The following is a 23864-nucleotide window of genomic DNA, read 5'->3' on the forward strand; positions in this document are numbered from 1 at the left end:
CTGAGGCTCATTGGTGACGATCGAGAAAGAGGCACTTTGGCTTTGGGTCAACGCCAGAAATCAATAGTGTTAGTGGACTCGATTTTATCCCAAAACCTAGGAATTGATAAGAATCTCAACTCGGCTGATTGGCAATGCTTCAAGATTCCTCAGAAGGCATCCACGCAATTATTGATTTCAAGTGTTTTGCAGAGTCACCCCAAGGGGGTAGATCTGCATTTGATAGCTCACGGTAAGCCAGGTTCTCTGGCTCTTGGGGAAGGTATTGATAAAGAGCAGCTCCTTGTGCTTGCAGAAGCAATGGCTGCAAGTCAAGGGCGTCTATTGGTGTGGGGATGTTCTGTCGGGGTGGGCTTATCGCAAGCGGAGAAGGAGATTTCTGGTTTTCATGCTAGTGAAACAGTTTTAGGTCGTGGGCAAACACTAATAGGCTATGGGCAACTCAGTGAACTAGTTGCTTCATACAATGGAGAGCTATTTCACAAAGGTGGTGCTACATGGACATCAAAATTTGGTGAGTTAGAAGCCTCAGCTCTACCCACACTTAATGAGGAAGGGTTTTGGAGTATCCCAGCGAAGAAAGCTCATTTAACCAGACTACTTAGAATTGACTCTAGCAACAAAATACCACAAGATCTTCTTGAAAAAATTCCTGTAGAGATAATATCAGAGGAAGAGGATTTCTCCGATTGGTATATTCGAGGTATGGGTGGAGACTTTGACTTTTCCCTGCCTGAGATTATCAGTGCTGAAGTTGGTAATCCTGACAGGAGATCTAAATATATTTCTCGCAGTTTTACTCATCTTGCTCCCAAAACTCTCAGAAGTAGTGGAGTGGAAGCCAATGCAGAGCTTACTGGGATAAAGGTTGTCAATGGGGAGGTTTATCAATGGACAGTAAATGCAGATGCCGAGAATCTTAACTTCAAAGGATTAAGTCTTGATGGAAAGCTTGAGGTTTCATTCGACAAGACGCGCGCGACTTACGCAGTCCAAGGTAATATCAAGATGCAAAATAAAGATCCATTAGGTATTATCAATGGTGTTGCACTTAGTGCTTCTGATGTTCAATTAAAACATGTCGTTGATAGCACAGGAGCCTATTCATGGCAAGTGCAGGGCTGGGACGTTGAGGGTGAGTTAGAGGCTGAGGTTTTAAACAGCATAGGCCTTGATTTAAGAGGGAATGCAACAGTAAATGCTGTTTATAAGCTTAGCGATGAAAACTATGAATATGCATCGACAACTACGATTAAAGATTTTAAGGCAAAAGTCGATAGCCATAGTTTTGCGCAAGGTGTATTTGATTTAGATGTCCAAGTTGAAGCGAAGGATGTTGTCCTTAAGCAAGTCACAGTTGGTGAGGGAGATGGTACTAAGCAATCATGGCAAGCGCAGAGCTGGCAAATTGAAAGTCAACTTAAGACAAACTTCTTAAGTAGCATTGGTTTTAATTTAGATAGCAATGCTAAAGCTCTTGTTGGCTATCAACTTAAAGATAGTGATTATGGTGAAGCTACTACATATACAATTATATCTGCTGACTCTGATATAAGCAGCAAAAATGTTGGCCAAGAAGTCTTTAGTGGGAAAGTCAAAGCCTCTGATGTTGTATTGAAGCGAATTACTGCCATTGATGAGGAAAGTCCACAGTGGCAAGCCCAGAGCTGGGAAGTTGAGGGTGAACTTAGGGTAAAACCATTGAAAAATGTAGGCCTTAAAATAGACAGCAATGTAAAAGCAAATATTGTTTATCATCTTAGTGATAGTCAGTATGATGACGCGTCTACATATAGGGTGAAACGTTTAGACGCTTCCATTATTAGTGACGCTTTTGCGGAGGGTATATTTGATTCAGATGCAAAAATTAAAGCAAGAGATGTTGTCCTCAAGCGAATTACTGCTGGTGAGAGTTCAACGTGGCAAGCGCAGAGCTGGAATGCAACCGGTGTTATTGATATAGAAGCAGGAGAGATTGAAGCAAAAGCAGAAGCGAATGTTGCCTATCAATTGAGTGATGATGACTATGGTGATGCTTCTACTTATCGAATTTCATCAGCATCACTATCTGTAGCCGATGGTTCGGCGAAGGGTGTTTTCAGCAGCGAAGTTACAGCCAGAGATGTTGTCCTCAAGCGAATTACTGCTAGCGGTAGTCCAACATGGCAAGCGCAGAGCTGGAATGCAACCGGTGTCATTGATATAGAAGCAGGAGAGATTGAAGCAAAAGCAGAAGCGAATGTTGCCTATCAATTGAGTGATGATGACTATGGTGATGCTTCTACTTATCGAATTTCATCAGCATCACTATCTGTAGCCGATGGTTCTGCGAAGGGTGTTTTCAACAGCGAAGTCAGCAGCGAAGTTACAGCCAGAGATGTTGTCCTTAAGCGAATTACTGCTAGCGGTAGTCCAACATGGCAAGCGCAGAGCTGGAATGCAACCGGTGATATTAATATAAATGCAGGAGAGATTAAAGCAAAAGCAGAAGCGAATGTTGCCTATCAATTGAGTGATGATGACTATGGTGATGCTTCTACTTATCGAATTTCATCAGCATCACTATCTGTAGAAGATGGTTCGGCGGAGGGTGTTTTCAGCAGCGAAGTCACAGCCAGAGATGTTGTCCTTAAGCGAATTACTGCTAGCGGTAGTCCAACATGGCAAGCGCAGAGCTGGAATGCAACCGGTGTCATTGATATAGAAGCAGGAGAGATTAAAGCAAAAGCAGAAGCGAATGTTGCCTATCAATTGAGTGATGATGACTATGGTGATGCTTCTACTTATCGAATTTCATCAGCATCACTATCTGTAGCCGATGGTTCTGCGAAGGGTGTTTTCAACAGCGAAGTCAGCAGCGAAGTTACAGCCAGAGATGTTGTCCTTAAGCGAATTACTGCTAGCGGTAGTCCAACATGGCAAGCGCAGAGCTGGAATGCAACCGGTGATATTAATATAAATGCAGGAGAGATTAAAGCAAAAGCAGAAGCGAATGTTGCCTATCAATTGAGTGATGATGACTATGGTGATGCTTCTACTTATCGAATTTCATCAGCATCACTATCTGTAGCCGATGGTTCGGCGAAGGGTGTTTTCAGCAGCGAAGTTACAGCCAGAGATGTTGTCCTCAAGCGAATTACTGCTAGCGGTAGTCCAACATGGCAAGCGCAGAGCTGGAATGCAACCGGTGTCATTGATATAGAAGCAGGAGAGATTGAAGCAAAAGCAGAAGCGAATGTTGCCTATCAATTGAGTGATGATGACTATGGTGATGCTTCTACTTATCGAATTTCATCAGCATCACTATCTGTAGCCGATGGTTCGGCGGAGGGTGTTTTCAACAGCGAAGTCAGCAGCGAAGTTACAGCCAGAGATGTTGTCCTTAAGCGAATTACTGCTAGCGGTAGTCCAACATGGCAAGCGCAGAGCTGGAATGCAACCGGTGATATTAATATAAATGCAGGAGAGATTAAAGCAAAAGCAGAAGCGAATGTTGCCTATCAATTGAGTGATGATGACTATGGTGATGCTTCTACTTATCGAATTTCATCAGCATCACTATCTGTAGAAGATGGTTCGGCGGAGGGTGTTTTCAGCAGCGAAGTCACAGCCAGAGATGTTGTCCTTAAGCGAATTACTGCTAGCGGTAGTCCAACATGGCAAGCGCAGAGCTGGAATGCAACCGGTGTCATTGATATAGAAGCAGGAGAGATTAAAGCAAAAGCAGAAGCGAATGTTGCCTATCAATTGAGTGATGATGACTATGGTGATGCTTCTACTTATCGAATTTCATCAGCATCACTATCTGTAGCCGATGGTTCTGCGAAGGGTGTTTTCAACAGCGAAGTCAGCAGCGAAGTTACAGCCAGAGATGTTGTCCTTAAGCGAATTACTGCTAGCGGTAGTCCAACATGGCAAGCGCAGAGCTGGAATGCAACCGGTGATATTAATATAAATGCAGGAGAGATTAAAGCAAAAGCAGAAGCGAATGTTGCCTATCAATTGAGTGATGATGACTATGGTGATGCTTCTACTTATCGAATTTCATCAGCATCACTATCTGTAGCCGATGGTTCGGCGAAGGGTGTTTTCAGCAGCGAAGTTACAGCCAGAGATGTTGTCCTCAAGCGAATTACTGCTAGCGGTAGTCCAACATGGCAAGCGCAGAGCTGGAATGCAACCGGTGTCATTGATATAGAAGCAGGAGAGATTGAAGCAAAAGCAGAAGCGAATGTTGCCTATCAATTGAGTGATGATGACTATGGTGATGCTTCTACTTATCGAATTTCATCAGCATCACTATCTGTAGCCGATGGTTCGGCGAAGGGTGTTTTCAGTAGCGAAGTCACAGCCAGAGATGTTCTCCTCAAGCGAATTACTGCCATTGATACTAAAAGTCCAACATGGGAAGCGCAGAGCTGGAATGCAACCGGTGTTATTGATATAGAAGCAGGAGAGATTGAAGCAAAAGCAGAAGCGAATGTTGCCTATCAATTGAGTGATGATGACTATGGTGATGCTTCTACTTATCGAATTTCATCAGCATCACTATCTGTAGCCGATGGTTCTGCGAAGGGTGTTTTCAGTAGCGACGTTACAGCCAGAGATGTTCTCCTCAAGCGAATTACTGCTGGTGAGAGTTCAACGTGGGAAGCGCAGAGCTGGAATGCAACCGGTGTTATTGATATAGAAGCAGGAGAGATTAAAGCAAAAGCAGAAGCGAATGTTGCCTATCAATTGAGTGATGATGACTATGGTGATGCTTCTACTTATCGAATTTCATCAGCATCACTATCTGTAGCCGATGGTTCTGCGAAGGGTGTTTTCAGTAGCGACGTTACAGCCAGAGATGTTCTCCTCAAGCGAATTACTGCCATTGATGCTAAAAGTCCAACATGGGAAGCGCAGAGCTGGAATGCAACCGGTGTTATTGATATAGAAGCAGGAGAGATTGAAGCAAAAGCAGAAGCGAATGTTGCCTATCAATTGAGTGATGATGACTATGGTGATGCTTCTACTTATCGAATTTCATCAGCATCACTATCTGTAGAAGATGGTTCGGCGGAGGGTGTTTTCAGCAGCGAAGTCACAGCCAGAGATGTTGTCCTCAAGCGAATTACTGCTGGTGAGAGTTCAACGTGGGAAGCGCAGAGCTGGAATGCAACCGGTGTCATTGATATAAATGCAGAAGAGATTAAAGCAAAAGCAGAAGCGAATGTTGCCTATCAATTGAGTGATGATGACTATGGTGATGCTTCTACTTATCGAATTTCATCAGCATCACTCTCTGTAGAGGCTGGTTCGGCGGCGAATGGTGTTTTCAACAGCGCAGTCAACAGCGAAGTCACAGCCAGAGATGTTCTCCTCAAGCGAATTACTGCCATTGATACTAAAAGTCCAACATGGGAAGCGCAGAGCTGGAATGCAACCGGTGTTATTGATATAGAAGCAGGAGAGATTAAAGCAAAAGCAGAAGCGAATGTTGCCTATCAATTGAGTGATGATGACTATGGTGATGCTTCTACTTATCGAATTTCATCAGCATCACTATCTGTAGATGATGGTTCTGCGAAGGGTGTTTTCAGTAGCGACGTTACAGCCAGAGATGTTCTCCTCAAGCGAATTACTGCTGGTGAGAGTTCAACGTGGGAAGCGCAGAGCTGGAATGCAACCGGTGTTATTGATATAGAAGCAGGAGAGATTGAAGCAAAAGCAGAAGCGAATGTTGCCTATCAATTGAGTGATGATGACTATGGTGATGCTTCTACTTATCGAATTTCATCAGCATCACTATCTGTAGCCGATGGTTCTGCGAAGGGTGTTTTCAGTAGCGACGTTACAGCCAGAGATGTTCTCCTCAAGCGAATTACTGCTGGTGAGAGTTCAACGTGGGAAGCGCAGAGCTGGAATGCAACCGGTGTTATTGATATAGAAGCAGGAGAGATTGAAGCAAAAGCAGAAGCGAATGTTGCCTATCAATTGAGTGATGATGACTATGGTGATGCTTCTACTTATCGAATTTCATCAGCATCACTATCTGTAGAAGATGGTTCGGCGGAGGGTGTTTTCAGCAGCGAAGTCACAGCCAGAGATGTTGTCCTCAAGCGAATTACTGCTGGTGAGAGTTCAACGTGGGAAGCGCAGAGCTGGAATGCAACCGGTGTCATTGATATAGATGCAGGAGAGATTAAAGCAAAAGCAGAAGCGAATGTTGCCTATCAATTGAGTGATGATGACTATGGTGATGCTTCTACTTATCGAATTTCATCAGCATCACTATCTGTAGAGGCTGGTTCGGCGGCGAATGGTGTTTTCAACAGCGCAGTCAACAGCGAAGTCACAGCAAGAGATGTTGTCTTAACGAGAGATACAGATTGGAAGGCGCAGAGCTGGAATGCAACCGGTGTCATTGCTATAGATGCAGGAGAGATTGAAGCAAAAGCAGAAGCGAATGTTGCCTATCAATTGAGTGATGATGACTATGGTGGTGATTCTACTTATCGAATTTCATCAGCATCACTATCTGTAGATGATGGTTCTGCGAAGGGTGTTTTCAGCAGCGAAGTCACAGCCAGAGATGTTGTCCTCAAGCGAATTACTGCTGGTGAGAGTTCAACATGGCAAGCGCAGAGCTGGAATGCAACCGGTGTCATTGCTATAGATGCAGGAGAGATTGAAGCAAAAGCAGAAGCGAATGTTGCCTATCAATTGAGTGATGATGACTATGGTGGTGATTCTACTTATCGAATTTCATCAGCATCACTATCTGTAGAGGCTGGTTCGGCGGCGAATGGTGTTTTCAACAGCGAAGTCAACAGCGAAGTCACAGCAAGAGATGTTGTCTTAACGAGAGATACAGATTGGAAGGCGCAGAGCTGGAATGCAACCGGTGTCATTGCTATAGATGCAGGAGAGATTGAAGCAAAAGCAGAAGCGAATGTTGCCTATCAATTGAGTGATGATGACTATGGTGGTGATTCTACTTATCGAATTTCATCAGCATCACTATCTGTAGAGGCTGGTTCGGCGGCGAATGGTGTTTTCAACAGCGAAGTCAACAGCGAAGTCACAGCAAGAGATGTTGTCTTAACGAGAGATACAGATTGGAAGGCGCAGAGCTGGAATGCAACCGGTGTCATTGCTATAGATGCAGGAGAGATTGAAGCAAAAGCAGAAGCGAATGTTGCCTATCAATTGAGTGATGATGACTATGGTGGTGATTCTACTTATCGAATTTCATCAGCATCACTATCTGCAGACGTTGGTTCGGCGAAGGGTGTTTTCAGCAGCGAAGTCACAGCAAGAGATGTTGTCTTAACGAGAGATACAGATTGGAAGGCGCAGAGCTGGAATGCAACCGGTGATATTAATATAAATGCAGGACACATTCAATTAAACGCAACAGGAACAGTTAATTATCTATTAAATCCAGACTCGATCGCGACCTATGAAATCTCATCATCCAATATAAACTTTGAATTAAAGAAGCGCACTACCGAACTTAAAATAACAGCAATAGCAGATGATATTTTACTACAGTCAATACGTGGTAATTTGCAAACGCAAAATTGGACTGCTAGGGGAGATATTGCATTTGAATCAGCTGCTTTTGATTTTAAAGTTAATAGTAAAGTCAGCTATACACGAGAATCTGATGACTTAGCTGTCTATACGATTTCTGGAGGTGAAATTAACTTCGATAAGACTAACGGAATAGAGGGGACAGCCGCTTTGGAATATATTAAATTAGAAGATACTAACGATGGATTCAATATCAAGGAATGGAAAGCCAAGGGAGATTTAAAAATTCAGGGAAGTGGTGGCTTAACCGTTGAAACTAACGCAGAAGTTGTATATACATACGATGAAGGTGAGCCTACATATAAAATTCAAAACGCGAGTATTGAGATTGAAGGTGAATCTCCATTCCAAGGAGGTATTACAGCAAATAAAATTCTTATTAAGGAAAATACTGATGGCGGCTTATACGTAAAAGATTTTAATGGAGAAGCGCATGTTAATATTAATCAATCTGGTGTAGGTGTTAACACTAGTGCTAACTTTGATTATAATTATGTAGACGAAGTAGATTTGGATACGTTAGGCGACAAGATTTATACTATTAGTAAAGCTACAGTCGATGTTAATGTAGCTGATTTTAAATCAAGTGCTGAAGCAGAATTTAGATATATTCAACCTGCCCAGGAGTCATCCCAACGAACAGCCTTAGGGCAAGAATCCAAAGGATATTTTAGGTATTTAATAGGAAATATTGGCACAAAAGATAATAAACTAAATCTGGGTTCAGACTTAAATCTTGATCTAGACGCTGGGTTAATGCTCGGCATGGTTGAGAATAATCTAGGCGACAGTCTATGGGCGTTGAATGGAGGTATAAGCTTTAATGACCTTGGGTTTGTAGATACCTTACACTTTGAAGCAGGAACTCACGCCACTACTGATACCTTTAAATCTAGTCTAATTGATACGATTGATTCTCCTGATATACGTCAAGTTACACAAGATAATTGGAACTTTGGTGAAATAAGAGGTGGATTCACAGACGATATAGATATTGGGGGGCTTTTTGAGATTGGAGGTGTATCAGCTACATATTCTGACCCTCATGATATGGAATATGGTTTATATAAATATAAAAGTACTACGTCAGATGGTACTCAGTTGGCCCAACAGCTCAACAGTCAACAAGATAGGAAGATGAAAATATCTGTACAGGATATTAAATTAAATCTTGGATATGTGACTTCTGCATTGTCTGATATCGGTAAGTCTTTAAAATCATTTACAGGAAATATAAAGGATATAATAGATATCCTTACAGCAGAGGTAAAGATCACATCTGGTATTCCAAGTGCTTTAGCATCTCCAGTTGTTGATTTCATAGAGTCCACACCTGGAAACATATATCGAGATGGTAAAATACAATTAATAGAGATACTAGATATTACTAAAGCAAGCAGCGAATTTGTTCAAGGAAATGACCCAGTCTCTTTAACTCCAGCGGTGAAGGATGCTCAAGCATTTGTCGAGTTAGCAGATAAGCTAATTGCAATCAATGCCACTCCTGATTCAGATGAGTTTACCCTAGCTGAATTCGAGTTTGATGTTAACCTATCTACCAGTCAAAATGAACCCTTCTCAACTCCTCTTAGCCCAATAGGTCTAGGTACAGATCTGGAAGAAGGTGTAGAAGATATTTTAGACAATATGGAAGGGGAAGATGATGGTTTTGATCTGCCGGCTGCTATTGATAACAAAGGTCAAGGTGGTACAAACATTACATTTCCACTGTTCTCTAAGGCTGGTGCAGCGAATCTGATATATAATTACTTTCTAAGTCCAGATGCAAAGAATACATTAGCGAAATTAGATTTAGATTTCAACTTAAACGTACCCATACCAGGAGGAAGCGTACCAGTACCATTCTTTCCCTTAGCTAATATTGGCTTAGGAGGTACTATAGGCGCTAATGTAAAAACTAGCCTTGCCTCTGAGATCAGTATCAATGATGTTCTAAATCTCTATGATACCAGTGCTACTCAAGATAGTGTTACTTTATCAAAAAGTATTGCTGATCTAGCATTGAAATCTTCAGTGATAAATTTGCAAGATACGGTTCTCAACTTAGATTCACAGTTAGATATATCTATAGAACTTGATGCTTTCATTGGAGCCATTAGTGCGACCGCTGGTCTTAAGGGTGTGATAGATCTAGAACCAAGACTAAAGCTGGGTGGAGGTGAACCGAGCGCAGAACAACAAATATCATTACAGGATATATTTGGTACTATATCGGATAGTAAGCCTGCAAAATTAAATGGACATATATCACCTCCACTTGGACTTTATGATGTCGCAGTGCATCTTAACACTAATGCACTTGATGGCGACGAATCTTTTCTTGAAGACTCATACTTGCATGTCAATATAGTTTTTGATAAGGTTATATATTTTGATAAGCATAATCCTGATAACTACCACTTCTCTAAGCCGCAAAACAGCTCCGATTATCTAGCAATATCATCTACAGGCTGGATCCATAATAAAGACAGTCTTAAGGTAATTAATTCAAATGATTATCAAACGGTAGGAAATGGAGATAAAAAAGTTGCTTTTAACTTTACTGATTTTAATTCTGCCGTGGATGGAGAATTAAATCAAAATAGCACAATCTTGATACAACTGAAAGAAAATATCAAAAATGATCATAACCTTACTGATGATAAGGCAGGGTCTATTGTGAGCAAGTTGATGACACTTGCCATTCCAAAGTCAACAGAAACAATCATAGCAAAAGAAACTATTGGCTCAAGTGATGTTGAGATACTTCGATTTGCCGGCCTCGATGATGATTATAGGGTCACAGCAACATCTACTTATATTAACGAACAAAAGATCTTAAAAGATAAGAATCAAAATCCTATAAAAGGTGATTTCTCTTGGGAAGACTTCACTACATTTGAGCAGAGTATGACTTATGATCAAGACGAGGATTATTGGCATGGCAGTCCATTTCTCTTTTTGGATCTTCCAGAGTTATATAAAGCAGATCAACATCAAGAAGGAGATATCCCTAATTACCCACCTATCTTAATTAGCTTTGAGATTGGCTCTACACACGAAGACATATTAACGAAAATAAGTGGCGAGCTTAATAAAGTTGAAGGTGGTGGTAAGCGAGGCCAGGCAATCAGATTTGATGGGTTACTAAATAACAACGTTACTGGCACTTCCTCTAATAATTGCACTATAATTACACGATCAGTTGAGGGTAATACGGAAGAGGATAATGATGAACCAGCTGTATGGAAGCATCATGTATCTATACTACTGACCTATGATGACCTATCACCTGTTTATGACAATGTGGCAAAGGGTGAGTGGGGATTAAAACTTTCACTCAATGACGACTTATTAATTCAAGAGCCATTTACTACAGGCATCACTAATCCATGGTGCCAATATGGTTATTCACTTGCCTACAGTAACGCCAATAGTCAACCTAACGCTAACACTTTAAACTTAACCGATGGTGAATTACCTCCTAAATCTATAGAAAATGGTGTAAGTTCTCAGTTGGTATGGATCCGCCCATATTCAGTAGGTGTAAGAGGTGATTTGCAGTCTGGAGTCAATAAACTAGACATTATTGAAGTAGGAGATGAATATATATATTTAACAGGTCCTGGTATTGAGGATGTAGCAGTTGATCAAGAATTGGAGGTCTGGCGACAGGCTAACCCGGATAATTCAAGGTTTGCCAGAAAGGATGAGTGGAACTTAGCGGCAACATTCTACGACCACAAGAGTGACAGCTATAGAATAGGGTTTGTGTCCATGGATGCGAATAGTGAAATCCCCAGCCATGATTCTTGGTATGAGGCTTTGGAGGATGTTAACCTGAGGCCAAATTATAATGACACACAAAAGGCGATACCTTTTGTTAGTAACACTGACAACAATCAACCTTTAGGGAAAGATGGCAAGTTTGAATCATTATATAGCTTTGGTCTTAATTCCGATTTAGAGTCTCCTCATGATAATAGCCTAGTCGCTTCCAAGCTATTAGAACAGATTTTTCTGGCTCATCCACAGCAAATAGTTAACCCCCTTGAGAATACATCAAAGGAGAGTTTCAATTACTGGTCTTATTTATCTTCCGCTTTATTGACTAACGATAAAAATAAAAATCCTGGGCTAACTAGATATGACCTTGATTATTTTGTCAACCCTTATGTCAACCCTGCGATCAGAGATTACACACTAAATGGCGTGACTCAATCAAAGGCAGAATATTCAATTAATAATTATAAGACGTCTGTTTTGCTACCTCGTCAGGCGGATAACGTCCCACGGTTGAAAAATATAGTTTATGATTTAAACGATGATTGGGAATGGAAAAGTGAATGGAAATCCACAGACGATCATGATGATTATGAAAAATGGCGCCGGATGTCACTAGACATCATTAAAAAATACCAAGAGGATCCCAACTTTAGATCAACTCTAGATCAAATTTCTTCCGATCTTTTTAATCGAACTGGAACAAAACTTGACGATGATAATCTCGAGACCCTCTTTGCTGATAACTATTCAACATTATTGTATGACAACAATCTACAAATCTCACCTCAAAGCCCATATGTAGAAATGCCGTTGAACCGCCCATTTTCATTCTATATGTCTAACCAAGAGCAATATCAGAACCCAACAGAACCTGGTTTTCTTAATCCTTTTCCGGTTAGCCCTTTTACATTTGCCAATGATTTGTATATCGACTATAACGCTGCGATTAGTGCAAATTTATCAGCAGATGCACGAGTCCTTTGGCATACTGAGAATATTGCTAACATAGATTTCCCTATTTATTCTAAGAAAGGCTCTTTTCCTACAGGTATTTCATTTAAGCGCGAGGCACCCCTTTCATCTGGAGGCGATCTTCTCTACGGGGACAGTGAAAATGACGATCTCTCAGGTGGTGATGAAAACGATATGCTCATTGGAGGTAAGGGAGATGATATTCTCAGAGGTAAGAAAGGTAATGACAAAATTGATGGAGGTGACGGGAACGATATCCTTAATGGCAATCAAGCAGACGACGAAATTATTGGCGGTGATGGAGACGATATTCTTAGCGGCAATCATGGTGATGACGATCTCTATGGAGGGTTCGGTGCTGATATTCTTAGAGGTAATCGTGGCGATGATTACCTATCAGGAGGTAATGGTAACGATATTATTCAAGGAGACCTTGGTAATGACCAACTAAGAGGTGGCGCAGGAGAGGATTCATTTGTCTTCAGCAAAAAGCAGGGAAAAGATACAATTTTAGATTTTGACTCTAGTGAGGACATGATCATATTGTTGAATTATGGTGAACACCTCGATACCTTGACGTTTAAAAACAAAAATACTGATAATGATGAAACCATAGTCGGTGTCATTCGTGGAAACTATGGCCTAAAAATTAAGCTGGAAGGAGTGGATGTCGAATCAGATCAGTTTGCGGATGAGTGGTCTGAATTTATTTCCAGTGATTCTTCGTCTCTACCAACCATCTAGGAATCTCAATCAAAATATTCATTCATAGTCCAATCAATAACCACATACCAAATCCCTGGATGTTGTTTTCCACGCTATACAAAGTTTGACAATCTAGATTGTTACAATAATATTCCTGTCTATAACCGTAGTCACTCTATAAAGTCAATAAAATATGTGAGCTTTCAAGTATAATCTTCTCTGTTGTTATTAGAGATAATTTATTTTTCAGTTTGTGGCCAAGACTTTCTCGCACGCCTCTAGATCATGATGCTTTCTTTCTTCCACCAGCTTATGACTCTCGTGAGATAGCATTTTATCTCATCCCAATCCAGATTTTGAGTATTTTGCCAAGATCGAGTACCGATTAAATGATTTTATCTTGCTATGTATGTAATCAATTAATTGTAGTACTAAAATAACTTTATAAGTAAGACAAGCAAGCTTAGTTTTGCCTACCATCTCTTACCCTCCATATATAGTTAGCTACTCTCAAGCTGCCCTGCCTTTAATAAGTGACTTTTGTTATAACCTTTTTAGTTTATTTACCTTTATCATGTAATATTAGCGATCTTTTTGCTTGTCTTCACTGGCCACTCTTTTTTACGGAACACCTCTTTTGACTTATTAAAATAACCTGTTATATGTTCTATTTATTAATCAGTGCCTAGCATCGGATCTATTGCAAAACACATGCCTTTCCTTAAATTACAATACCTGACATATCAAGATGTTGCCTGTTATCCTTCTGAAAGCTTCTTTATCCCTATGTCATTGCAGCCCAATCCTAATCCCGAGGGCAATGAGATAACGGTTTCAAATTCGCTCCCCGAAAATCAGCTTACAGAACCCTACGGCAATCAAGGAGAACTTTTAGTCACTGGTAGTTCAACGATAATTACTAACAGTAGTACTTTTTCTAATAACTCCTCATCAGACAAACCGGCTGTTGTAACAGTAGCGAAAGGCGCGGAACTTATAAATTCAGGTACCTTTGGTAATACAAAAAATGGGAGCTTAAGAATCACGTCAGGTACCTTCTCGAATAAAGGGTGGTTTAATCTGCATGGACCATTGGAGATCGAAGAAGAAGGTCTCTTTACAAACTCTCCAGGTTCAATGGTTGATGTCACTTTGGGTGACGTGTCTGGTCTTAATGATCGCATCATAAACGAAGGAACCTTTTCTAATTTTGGCGAACTTCGCACAAAGCGAACTATTAGTAATTCTGGATTTTTTTATAATGAACAAGGCGCAGTAATGCGTATAAACTATACTTCCTTTAAGAACTTGGAACCAATTGCTGATTACATAGAACAAGAATTTTATAATAAAGGCCACTTAGAACTCATGAATGATGGGAATTCTTTCAATAATAGTATTGGCTCACTACTTCGTAATGGAAAAACTGGATCCATATATGTAGGTCCCGATGCATGGCTTTATAATTATGGTACCGTAAATAATGAAGGCGCTATAGACTACTGGGGTGGCATCAACACAGTTGATGGCGTATTTCATAATCAGCCAGGCGCTACTTTGACTCCCCGTAATGGTGGGAAAATGGTCGGTAATGTTTATAATCAGGGGGTGCATGCAATAAAAAATAGTGAATATTCTCCGCAAATTAAGGGAGATTATGAACATAGCTCAGGTACGTTTTTAGTTGAGTTAGACACTAAGCAATTCACCAAATTCAACAACAGAAGCATGTTGGACGTTACTGGTGATTTAACCCTTGATGGGCTCTTGGAGTTAGATAATCTTGAAAATTTAGACCTAGATGTTAATAACAATATCGATATTATAAGTGTAGGAGGTGACCTAAAAGGAACGTTTGATAACTTGCCAGAGGGATCACTTGTTCACGCATATCAATCTAAGGATGGTGAATATCACAATATTCGTATCACGTATAAGGGTGGTGATGGCAATGATATCTCTTTGACTACAGAGGAGAATGGATCTGACATCTTCGGTTCAAGAAGAGGCAACAAGTTAAAAGGAACTCACAAGGCTGATTATATCAATGCCCACGATGGAGATGACAAGGTCTACGGTGGTAATGGTGCTGATATTTTGACAGGTGGCAAAGGCTCGGATAGATTTATCTATAAAAAATACACCGAATCAAGAAATGGGCATGAATCTAGAGATGTAATTACTGACTTCAGCTCATCTGATGATGACAAAATTGATCTCTCTTCAATAGGTAAAGACTTCGAATACATCGGCTCTTCTGATTTTACTGGTAAAAACCGAGAAGTACGTTTTGATGATGGCTTGCTTCAGCTTGGAATAGCTGGATTTAATAATTCTAATATTTTCGAGATTCAACTGCTGGGAGTAGATACGCTCACGATTGATGATTTGATTCTTTAGAGAATGATACTTAAGAACAGCTCTTGCTTTATTCGTGAGATCTGAACCTAATCCACCTAGGACTTTTGAATTTATACTATCAGATCCTTTTCGTTACTTTAAGCCGATAACACTAAGCACTATTTGTCTTGACCGATACATTCTTCAATGTAAGATCTACAAATGGATGTAGACGAATATCATCAGTTAAATGACTATCCCCTCGGCTCTGGCCTTCGCTTATTAGAGGCCAGTGCAGGAACAGGCAAGACTTTTGCTCTTGCTCACCTTGTTTTGCGCCTGCTCACAGAAGGCGGCCACCAAATCAGTGAACTGTTGGTGGTCACCTTTACTGAATCTGCTGCTGCAGAGCTGCGCTCTCGCATTGGCCAACGCCTTGCGGATGCTCTTGAAGGTCTTGAAGCCCTCGATCATGGCTCCACGAATAAGCCGCCTGATCTTGTTCTCGAGCAATGGCTTCAGCGCAAAGGCCACGATGGCTCGCAACGGCATCAATGGATCTCCTCCATCTTGCTAGCACTTGAGAGTCTTGATCTTGCTGATATCACCACCATCCATGGCTTCTGCAGGCGCACCTTGCGGCGTCAGGCTCTTGAGAGTGGTTCCGTCATGGACCCACGCCTGGATGACTCAGGGCAACAACTTGTTCTAGAAGTTGTTCATGATTATTGGCAGCAACAGGTCTTAGCTCTTGATGCTCAGCATGTACGCGGACTTCTTCATGCTGGCTTGAGCGTTGAGAACTTGGCAAAGGGTTTGCTCAAACTCGATAGCGATCCCAGCTTGGCTCTCGAAACTCATCCCAGCAATCTGCAGTCTTCACAACCGCTATTAAGTCAGTTTGATGTATACCTTCAGCAGTGCTGGCAACAGTTTGTTGATCACTGGCAACGACACGGCTCTGAATTGGATATCGCTTTATCGAGTCGGGCAGCTGATTGGCGATCTCTGGGCGCTAAAGATACAAAACCCTTTAGCCCTAAACCCAAAAAAGATCGTTTCGCCATCCTCAATCATTGGCTTGAAGCTTTCTCCCAAAAACCACAACATTCACATCAGCCTTTTACTCCTGGCTACGCAGCGATCCGTGATCAATCCTTGCTCACTGATTACTTTCATCCAGCTGTTGTTTTTACTGTTGCTCGGCGTTGCGGCGAAGACAACCCCACTCCTCTGATGCCTGCATTGCAGAGATCAATTGCTGATCTTTGTGATGGCCCTGCTGAGCAGGTGTGGAATCATGCCTTGCATTGGGGGCTCTTTGCGTTAGCTGAGCGCCGCAGGCAGCGTGGTGTGATGAGCTACGCAGAGCTTCTCTCTGCACTGGATCCCAATCCTCAATCCGAGTCCATCGCTCAAATTCACCCTGATCAACAAGCACCATGGCTTGAGGCGTTAAGACAGCGTTATCGCGTCGCGTTGATTGATGAGTTTCAAGACACGGATCCTGTGCAATGGCGACTGCTTGAAGGGGCCTTTGCAAATAGCCCTGACCATCTTCTGTTGATGGTGGGTGACCCTAAGCAGGCGATTTATCGATTTCGTGGTGGTGATCTCAACACCTACTTGCATGCACGTTCAAAGGTTGATCGCATCGACGCCTTACTTGATAACTTCCGTACAACGCCTCCATTGCTTGATGGCTTGAACCACTTGATGGCTCCAGGTTTGAGGCGTTCAAACCTAAGTGTTCCATCTTTAACTGCTTGTAGTGGAGAAACACCAAGGCCTTTGCCCCTTGGTGTGCACCCACTTCAACTGCTCAATCTTGATGAAGCTACTCATCCAACAGGTGCGCAACCTGCTCCACTGACCTCTAAAACCAAGCTGGAAGAACAGATCCCAACGTCTGTTGCCCATGCTGTTTTGGAGCTGCTTCAGAGTGATTCATACAACTTCAGCCCTTCTGATATCTGCATACTTGTTGGTCGTCATCGACAGGCAGCCAGCATTCGCCAGGGCCTTGCTGTCGCTGCAGTGCCCACTCGGCTTGTTAGCCAGGGGGATGTTCTCACCAGTGAAGCGGCACAGGTCTTACAACGTTTTCTGGATTGTTTGGCCAGACCCTCCCACAGCAGCAGTTTGAAGCTTGTGGCCTGTTCAGCTCTGATGCAATGGAATACAGAGCAGCTCGCTCATGCTGAATGCAATGGTGAGCTCGATCAATTAGCCCTTCGCTTCAGGAATTGGGCCATTAATCTTCCCCGCCTTGGTCTTATGGGCTGCCTAGCGGAGTTACTTGAAGGCCGCACAATGGCTGATCTCTCAGAACGCGGACGCCTTTTAGGCGACTTATATCAATGTGCGCAGCTTGTACAGGAGGTGATTCATCGCCAAGGCTTGGATGCGTCTACTGCAGCCGATTGGTTGCGTCGCCAACGACTACAACCTGTTGATCCGGTTCCAGAGGTTCGACAACCTCATAGTGATGTAGCCGAGAGTGCGGTTGCTGTGGTCACAGTGCATCGCAGCAAAGGGATGGAATATCCCGTTGTGATTTGTCCCTACCTCTGGCAAGCCCCCTCCCTCCCCCACGGCCCCCTGTGGAGATCCGGTTCAGAGTCGCGTTGGTGTGTAGCACTCAGCACCGGCTGGGGGAAAGGATGGCAGCTTTCACAGCAGGCTCATCAAGCATCCCTGCAGGAAGCCGAACGTCTTGCCTATGTGGCGATCACAAGAGCCTGCTCTCTGTTGATGTTGATTTGGGCTCGGGGCGCCAAACAGGAAGGCAATCCCCTCAGCGCTTGGCTGTTTGGTGTGGATGCCATCGATGCAGCGATGCAGGATCTCACTCCAGAACGAATGAGTGCTTGGCTTGATCGCCAGCAGTTGCCGATCACTGTTGTTCCGGCTCAGCTGAAATCGATGCAACAGCGCTGGCAACCGCCGCCGCTTCAAGGTGAGTTAGCTCTTGGCCCAACACCGCAACGGCGCCTTGATCTGTCTTGGGGTCGCAGTAGTTATTCCGCTTGGGTGTCTGCTACACACACTTATGACGGCAGTGCTCCTGCTGATCCTTTGGAGTTGGAAGAAGGTCGAGATAGCGATCAGCAGAAGCTTGAACCCATGCTCAAACTTCAAGATCAGAGTTTGATTGCTGATGCCTCTCGCTCAACTCCAACGTTGAAATGGTCTGACCAGAGCCCTCTGGGGCAATTCCCTCGTGGTGCAGCAGCAGGGGATTGCTTACACCGGATTCTTGAACGACTGGATTTTTGTAAGCCATTGCAAGATCCGAATGCCGTCATCGTGATTGAAGAAGAGCTCCGACGCGCAGGCCTTGATATCACTCTGCTCGCCTCAGTTCAGGATGGTCTTGACAGGGTGTTGAGTACTCCAATTGGTGGTTCTCTTGGAGGCTTGCGACTGAATCAACTGCATGGTCAACGTCGCATTCATGAACTCAGCTTCGATTTGCCAATTGCTCATCAAGGCAAGGTGTTGCGTTCGTTTGATCTAGCCAGTGTTTTTCATCTGAATCCATTGGCTCGCTTTGGCTTGCCCTATGCCGAAATGATTCAAGGTCTCAATGTTTGCAGTCGTGGTTTTCTTACCGGTTCGATTGATCTTGTGTTCACCGATTCAGAAGAATCTTTAGAAGCTCGTTGGTGGGTTGCTGATTGGAAAAGCAACTGGATCGGTCGGCGTGATCCAGAGGGGCAGGCTGTCGCTTGTGGTCCGCTCCATTACGACGACTCCGCAATGGAGCAGCAGATGCTCCTTCATCATTACCCTCTTCAAGCCCATCTTTATTTGGTCGCACTCCATCGTTTTCTGCGTTGGCGGTTGCCAAGTTACGAACCACAGCGCCATTTAGGCGGATACGTCTACGTTTTTCTTAGAGGTCTCCCAGGCGCTAAGGCTATGAATGGTCGCTCCCTTACTAAACCAGTGCCTGGCTTGATTGTGGAGCCCGCACCATTGGAGCGGGTTTTGCTTTTGGATCGCTTGCTCAAGAACGGAGGACAATGACTCCCAGCGATTCATCCACTTGGCCATCAGGTTTTCCCAGAGCACTGCATCAAACGTTGTTGAGGCGTCTCCCGCCCAAGGCTTCATCAATTCATCTCGAGGACTTGGTCAACGCCTTGATGGATGCATTAGCCCGCGGTGAGCTGCAGCTGAATCTCACTGCGATGTCTCCCCCTCAAGAACTCAAAGCGATGGGATGGCCTGAGGCTCATTGTCAGGCCCTGCTGGCTAGTGGCTGGCTGGAAGGCGCGGCTTCTCCGATGGTTTTAAACGGCAATCAATTGAGTTGGCGTCGTTGGCATGGTGACATGGACTCTGTGATCAAGGAGTTGATCAACAGGTCAAATGTTGTTCAACCGACTTCAATCTGCACCACACCATCCCATCATCCTGCTTTGTTGGATGGGCTTAACCCTGAACAGCAGGCTGCCGTAGAAGCCATTGATCACCATGGCGTGGTGTTGTTGAGTGGCGGTCCGGGTACGGGCAAAACCAGCACCATCGTGCAAATGTTGGCGCGGGCAGTCACGTTGAGACCAGGCCTGAAGATTGGTCTTGCTGCTCCCACAGGCAAAGCAGCAAGACGCCTAGAGGAGGCTGTTCGCAAGGGGCTTGAGATAATCCCTCTCCCCCAGCGGCAGGCATTGACCAGCCTGCCTTGTAGCACCCTTCACCGCTGGCTTCAGGCCAGGCCTGGTGGGTTTGCTAGGCATCAACAACACCCCCTAATGCTTGATCTCCTCGTTATTGATGAGATGTCGATGGTAGATCTCACCCTGATGCAGGCGTTGTTAAACGCCCTTCCTGTTGATAGTCAGCTTGTAATGATTGGTGATCCCGATCAGTTGCCTCCAGTTGGTAGTGGAGCGGTTTGGCATCAACTCCAACAGGCTGATATCCGCCAACAGTTCAATCATGGTGCCATTCACCTGCATCAGCTCTATCGCAACCGCGGTTCACTAGCAACGTTGAGCAGAGTTCTGTGTGATCAGGGCCTGTCTGCTTTTTGGCAACAACTTTCTCTTCTGCCGAAATCAGCGAATGTTGAGCAGCATCAATGCAACCTCAGCAGCTTGCCAAGCTTTTTAGTTCAGCATTTGCAGGAGCACAGCAGAACACTGCAACGACTCACTGCCGAACTGATGCTCGAGCTGCCAGACGATGCTTATACCTCAACCATGATCAACACTGATCTTGCCGTTGCAGCTGAGTCTTTGCTGGATTCTCTCGAGCGGTTGATGGTGCTTTGTCCGAAACGTCGTGGTTTTTGGGGAGTCGATCATGTGCATCGCGCATTGTTGGGTCAAAGCCTTGAGGCTGGAGTGATGCGCTGGCCGTTGGGAACGCCGGTGATGTGTTGCGAGAACCAAGCGGAACTGGGGCTAGCAAACGGTGACGTTGGCTTGGTGGTTGGTCAAGGAGACAATCTGCGCATCCTGTTTCGCGTGATCTCTGAGCAGGGAGGACTGACCACACGCTTCATCCACCCGGCCCGATTGAGCATGGTGGAGCCAGCTTTGGCTCTTACGGTTCATAAGTCTCAGGGGAGTGAGGCTGATCATGTCATTCTTCTCTGGCCGGAAATCACAGCTGTGTCGGCTACCAGCGCTGATGGTTGTGAGAGCGCTTCTAGCTTCGAGAGGAAACTTCTCTACACTGCTATCACGCGCGCGCGAAAGCGAGTGGATCTCGTTACTGCAATGCCATCTGCTCGTAGTGACGGCTGAGGCTGACGCCGCCATGCTGAATGCAACTGCTAGCAGAGGCATGAGCAAGGCCCCCCAGAGAGTTGAGCGTCCTTGGGGTTGGTATGAAGATCTGCTCGAAGGAGAGGGCTATAAGGTCAAGCGTTTTTTGGTCTTTGCCGGTCAACAGCTCAGCCTTCAGCGTCATCAACATCGCAGTGAAAATTGGACTGTGGTCTCAGGCCAGGGGCAGCTTTTCTGTAAAAACACTTGGCACGATGCTCAAGCTGGCACCACCTTGTATATCCCTCTGGGAGAGCTTCACCGAGCTCGTGGAGGCCAAAGCGATTTGGTGGTCATTGAGGTTCAGCATGGTCAGCTATTGCAGGAATCAGATATTGAACGCCTCGAGGATGACTACGGACGGGTGATAAGTTAGGCAATCAACCTTTGAAGAAAAGGCGAGGCAGCACAACGCGGGTATCCGCGTATGGGGCGTTGTCTGCCTGATTTAAAGGATCAATCAGGCAGACAACGCCTTCTCTCGATGACCCATACAAAATCGCACGAGGATGTCTCGTGTTCCCCTGAAAAGAGTGCGTCTGAGATCTCTTCAACGAGCGCAGATGATGGTTTAAAGACTGAGGCTGAGGCCACCAATCAAAACAATTCAGGGGATGGCTCGGTCGCAGTAGCCGCTGAGGCCTGTGAAGAGACTGAAGCGACAGAGTTAGTTTCCGAATTCGATTGTTTTGGCTTTAGCGAGCCGTTGCTCAAGACCCTTGCAGAAAAGGGTTATAAGCAACCCTCTCCAATTCAGAAAGCTGCTATTCCAGAATTGATGCTGGGTCGTGATCTAGTTGGTCAGGCTCAGACTGGAACAGGCAAAACAGCCGCTTTTGCGTTGCCCCTGATCGAGCGGCTTCATGATCATGGCAGTCGTCCCCAAGTGTTGGTGCTGGCCCCGACCCGGGAGTTGGCGATGCAGGTCGCGGATTCGTTCCGTGCTTATGCCGTTGGCCATCCGCATCTCAAAGTTTTGGCGGTTTATGGCGGAGCCGATTTCCGCTCTCAGATCAATACGCTCAAGCGTGGCGTGGATGTCGTGGTAGGCACCCCGGGCCGCTTGATGGATCACATGCGGCAGGGCACTCTCGACACCTCTGGTTTGAGGTGTTTGGTGCTTGACGAAGCCGATGAAATGCTGCGTATGGGCTTCATCGATGATGTCGAATGGATCCTGGAGCAGTTGCCTAAAGAACGTCAGATGGTGCTCTTTTCGGCAACGATGCCATCAGAGATCCGTCGACTTTCGAAGCGTTATCTACACGAACCAGCAGAGATCACGATCAAGAGCCGTGATCAGGAGGCTCGTCTCATCCGTCAGCGATGTATCACTCTCCAGAACAGCCACAAGCTTGAAGCCCTTAGAAGGGTTCTTGAGGCTTTCACTGGTGAGGGAGTGATTATTTTTGCCCGCACCAAGGTGATCACTCTCACCGTTGCTGAGGCACTAGAAGCCGCTGGACACGATGTTGCCGTACTGAACGGGGATGTCCCTCAAAACCAACGGGAACGAACGGTTGAACGTTTGCGCAAAGGTAGCGTGAATATCTTGGTTGCTACTGATGTTGCCGCTCGAGGTCTAGATGTCGATCGCATCAGCCTGGTGATCAATTACGACATCCCTTTTGATAGCGAAGCCTATGTGCATCGCATCGGGCGTACCGGCCGGGCTGGCCGCAGTGGAGAGGCCATTTTGTTCGTGAATCCTAGGGAACGTCGCTTTGTGGGCGGCTTTGAACGTGCTGTAGGTCAACCCATCGAACCGATGGATATCCCCAACAATGCAGCGATTAACCAGAGTCGTCTTGATCGCCTTCGTCAACGTCTCACCACTGCCGCTAAGACGGAGAGAGATAACTCCGAGGAGACAGCTCTTCTCCAGGAGCTAATCCAGCGTGTTGTGCAGGAGCTCAGCCTCAGTCCAGAGCAATTGGCTCTAGCAGCATTAGAGCTTGCTGTTGGCCCAGGCCCAATCTTGGTGCAGGCTGATGAGGGTTGGTTGCAGCAATCAACTCAGCGAAACCGTCGCAACGATCGTCACGAAAGTCGTGGAGGCTCTGGCCGAAGGCCTGAGCGTTCATCGAGACCGCCGGAAGATCACATGGAGCGCTTTCGTGTGGAAGTCGGTCATCGCGATCGTGTCAAGCCTGGCAATCTGGTTGGTGCCATCGCCAATGAATCCGGACTTGAAGGACGGATGATTGGTCGCATTCAGATTTTTGAGTCGCACAGTCTTGTAGATCTTCCCAAAGGAATGCCTGAGGATGTTTTTAAAGATCTAAAACGTCTCAAGGTGATGAATCGAGAGTTGCATATCCAGCGTGCTTCTTAATTCAGCGTCGATGGCTCTTTTGCAGCGAATCTGCCTATCCATCAGTCTGAGCAGTGTCCTTTTTGCTATGTCTACGGCTGATGGTTTAGCTCAAAGCAGCGAGGAGGAGAACGCTATTACCACAATGTGTTTGCTGGGTTTTAACGCAGCTATGGCCAATGCAGGTAAGACGCCCCCTGCAGGGATGGGCCAGTTCACCTGTCAATGTTTCTTAGATCAGGTGAATGCCGGGGAATTCATCAGTTCAGCTCAGTCCAAATGCCAAGCCAAGGCAGGTGCCCACTACGACATTTAAACCTGCTTTTAATGTATTGATCTGAACATTGGCCTGAAAGCGATTTAGATCAAGGACCTCAGTCATTCTG

7 protein-coding genes are annotated in these 23864 nt (G+C 44.7%); all 7 read left to right on the plus strand.

Translation table 11 applies throughout. The features are described 5' to 3' along the window. The first annotated feature begins 42 nt into the window (after positions 1-42). The 7 genes from SIB79_RS03090 (at position 43) to SIB79_RS03120 (ending at position 23794) form a co-directional block, all read left to right on the plus strand. Positions 43-13083, plus strand: coding sequence for a hypothetical protein (locus SIB79_RS03090; RefSeq protein WP_413681135.1), 13041 nt, complete (start codon positions 43-45; stop codon positions 13081-13083). A 672-nt stretch (positions 13084-13755) separates the two neighbouring features. Next, complete coding sequence (locus SIB79_RS03095; protein WP_063402888.1) at positions 13756-15444, plus strand: hypothetical protein; 1689 nt, start codon at positions 13756-13758, stop codon at positions 15442-15444. A 162-nt stretch (positions 15445-15606) separates the two neighbouring features. Continuing rightward, positions 15607-19416 carry a UvrD-helicase domain-containing protein gene (locus SIB79_RS03100; protein ID WP_063402887.1) on the plus strand — a complete coding sequence of 1270 codons (3810 nt, stop codon included), beginning with the start codon at positions 15607-15609 and terminating at the stop codon, positions 19414-19416. Further along, entirely contained in the window at positions 19413-21143 is a 1731-nt protein-coding gene (locus SIB79_RS03105) for an ATP-dependent DNA helicase (protein WP_063402886.1), read from the plus strand. Before SIB79_RS03100 ends, SIB79_RS03105 begins: the two co-directional genes overlap by 4 nt. A 13-nt stretch (positions 21144-21156) precedes the next feature. After that, entirely contained in the window at positions 21157-21540 is a 384-nt protein-coding gene (locus SIB79_RS03110; RefSeq protein WP_063402894.1) for a phosphomannose isomerase type II C-terminal cupin domain, read from the plus strand. Positions 21541-21591: 51 nt separating this feature from the next. Continuing rightward, on the plus strand, positions 21592-23499 hold the full coding sequence (locus SIB79_RS03115) for a DEAD/DEAH box helicase (protein WP_081215612.1): 1908 nt from the start codon (positions 21592-21594) through the stop codon (positions 23497-23499). Between the two features lie 10 nt (positions 23500-23509). Further along, positions 23510-23794, plus strand: coding sequence for a hypothetical protein (locus SIB79_RS03120; RefSeq protein WP_063402885.1), 285 nt, complete (start codon positions 23510-23512; stop codon positions 23792-23794). Positions 23795-23864: the final 70 nt, after the last annotated feature.

The organism is Prochlorococcus sp. MIT 1342 (genome assembly GCF_047304495.1).
Lineage (GTDB): Bacteria > Cyanobacteriota > Cyanobacteriia > PCC-6307 > Cyanobiaceae > Prochlorococcus > Prochlorococcus marinus_D.

Bases quoted from the DNA above. Each gene is read 5' to 3' on its own strand.
- SIB79_RS03105 (WP_063402886.1), top strand. From the start codon at position 19,413: ATGACTCCCAGCGATTCATCCACTTGGCCATCAGGTTTTCCCAGAGCA.
- SIB79_RS03110 (WP_063402894.1), top strand. From the start codon at position 21,157: ATGCTGAATGCAACTGCTAGCAGAGGCATGAGCAAGGCCCCCCAGAGA.
- SIB79_RS03100 (WP_063402887.1), top strand. From the start codon at position 15,607: ATGGATGTAGACGAATATCATCAGTTAAATGACTATCCCCTCGGCTCT.
- SIB79_RS03095 (WP_063402888.1), top strand. From the start codon at position 13,756: ATGCCTTTCCTTAAATTACAATACCTGACATATCAAGATGTTGCCTGT.
- SIB79_RS03120 (WP_063402885.1), top strand. From the start codon at position 23,510: ATGGCTCTTTTGCAGCGAATCTGCCTATCCATCAGTCTGAGCAGTGTC.
- SIB79_RS03115 (WP_081215612.1), top strand. From the start codon at position 21,592: ATGGGGCGTTGTCTGCCTGATTTAAAGGATCAATCAGGCAGACAACGC.